The 2061-nt window shown below is 56.1% G+C and carries 2 protein-coding genes and 1 pseudogene; 2 read left to right on the top strand and 1 reads right to left on the bottom strand.

Going from position 1 to position 2061, the window contains the following annotated elements; all coding sequences use genetic code 11:
* Window positions 1–66 precede the first annotated feature (66 nt).
* Window positions 67–479: pseudogene (locus ACRC1E_RS04885) on the bottom strand (IS5/IS1182 family transposase); the annotation flags it as partial.
* Between the two features lie 342 nt (window positions 480–821).
* On the opposite strand from ACRC1E_RS04885, the gene ACRC1E_RS04880 reads away from it, so the two are divergent.
* Window positions 822–1583 carry a sulfite exporter TauE/SafE family protein gene (locus tag ACRC1E_RS04880; protein ID WP_438513986.1) on the top strand — a complete coding sequence of 254 codons (762 nt, stop codon included), beginning with the start codon at window positions 822–824 and terminating at the stop codon, window positions 1581–1583.
* Between the two features lie 79 nt (window positions 1584–1662).
* The gene (locus ACRC1E_RS04875) at window positions 1663–1986 is read left to right on the top strand and encodes a hypothetical protein (RefSeq protein ID WP_438513985.1); all 324 of its coding nucleotides are present in this window, start codon (window positions 1663–1665) and stop codon (window positions 1984–1986) included.
* The last annotated feature ends 75 nt before the right edge of the window (window positions 1987–2061 follow it).

Genomic DNA, 2061 nt, shown 5'->3' with positions numbered 1-2061 from the left:
GCCATTCACTTGGTGCAGGCCTCGCAGGCTGAACTGACGAAAGCCCAGCACTGACTTGATGATGCCGACCACCAGCAGACTGTCCGTATCGACTGCTGCTGGTGCGTTGTAGCTCTGTTCAAAGCCGCCGCCGGATTGCGGCATGATGCGCGACTCTTCGTCGGTGAGATTGACCTGGTCGCTGGCACGGGCGCCGGGGGTCGGCGGTTGTGGTGGTTTGCCACCCGGTTTGCGGCCACTTTCCTTTTCTTTGGCGGCACGCTCATGCCATCGGGCAATGCCGCTTGGTCGGCGTGTTCTGCCGCGGCCAGTATCTCTTGAATCTCGGCTTGCAGTTGGACTTCCAGCTTCTCGATGTGTCCATAAGACAGCGCGCTATGGCGCGAAGCATTGGCATGCACCTTGGTACCATCCATGCTGACCGTGCCCACCCGCAGTAGCTTCATCTCCTTGGCCAGCAGCAACACCTGCAGGAACACATAGTGACCGACAAAATGCCGTCCACGACCACATACAGGCCGGTCACCAGCATGGCCAGTATCGAGGGGAAGGCATAAGCCCAGAAGCGGCGTGCCAGCGTGGCATCGCGATGCATATCGTTTAGCGTTGAATCAGGCATAGCGCATGGTAATCGTTAAAAATCGAATGCTTTTTATAACGCATCTGCCCGGAGCGCGCCTTGTGTTAGCACAAAGCGCGCAATACCCGCGCGTGCGGGCTATTTCAAGCTGAAATGGGTAGGATTAATGCTGTATTGATTAAAGCCAAGCAACATTAAACTCAATTACATACAATGCGGGCTCGACCCATGGGAGTTTCATGTGTTTACCCTTGCTTTTTTATGTGTGTTTGCCTTTATGGCCGGCCTGATCGATGCCGCAGTCGGCGGTGGCGGCCTGATTCAGATCCCGGCACTATTCAATATCCTGCCGAATACTTCGGCCGCGACCCTGTTTGGAACCAACAAGTTTGCGTCGGCATTCGGAACGCTGTCGGCGGCCCGCAGCTATCTCAAACGGGTCAAGCTGCCATGGCGTTTGGTGTTGCCGGCGGCCAGCGCGGCTTTTGCCATGTCCTTTGCCGGTGCGGCCACCGTCAGCCTGCTGCCCAAGGATATCCTGCGCCCCATGGTGCTGCTGCTGTTGATCGTGATGGCGGTGTATACGCTATGGAAGAAGGACTTCGGCCAGTTGCACAGACCGGTCATCATCGGGCGGCGCGAGATGCTGGTCGGAGTGGCCATCGGAGGCGCCATCGGTTTTTACGACGGTCTGTTCGGGCCGGGCACCGGCAGCTTCCTGATGTTTCTGTTTATCCGCTTTTTTGCGTTTGACTTCCTGCATGCCTCGGCCGCGGCCAAGGTGGTCAATCTGTCGACCAATGTCGCGGCTTTGCTGTTCTTTATTCCCAGCGGCAATGTGCTGTTCGGCTTTGCGCTACCGATGGCGGCCAGCAATATGGCCGGCGCCATGGTCGGCAGTTATCTGGCGATGAAAAAGGGGGCGGGCTTCGTGCGCATACTGTTCCTGATCCTGACCAGCATACTGATCGTCAAGCTGGGCTGGGATACCCTGATGCTTTGACAGGCAGGGTACGGCACTGCAGTCGTTCATTGGCTAAAGTAAAGGGTTGCCAAAAATACGGCTTACCCGGGAACAGGCCATGCTCGACGCCAAGATTGACAGCAACACCTATCTGGACAGGTTTTTTCGCCACTTCAAGTCGACAGAAGCGCAGGTAAAAGACAATATCTACCGCGAACTGCCGCAAATCATCCAGCACCGGCCGCACAAGATCAAAATTGCCAAACATCTGAAGCGCAACGGACGGCTCATTTACGAATACAAGGTCGCTCTGGGGCACAATATCAACTACCGGGCGGCCTATACGCAGGATGACCAGGGAGTGACGGTGTTTTTCATTTCCGATACCCTGATCAAACGCGAATTCGTCAAATTGCTGGGCAATACCTCCCTCGTCGATTAGCTGCGAGGCTCATATGGCGGTCTTCGCTACCGGCTTAGAGCGTGTTTAGGAAGACGCTGACGCGGGAGCCGTACT

The organism is Craterilacuibacter sp. (genome assembly GCF_051659485.1).
GTDB lineage: Bacteria > Pseudomonadota > Gammaproteobacteria > Burkholderiales > Chromobacteriaceae > Craterilacuibacter.
This window is presented reverse-complemented; position numbering and strand designations above follow the sequence as displayed.

Coding starts and splice junctions, on each gene's coding strand:
- ACRC1E_RS04875 (WP_438513985.1), top strand. CDS start 1,663: ATGCTCGACGCCAAGATTGACAGCAACACCTATCTGGACAGGTTTTTT.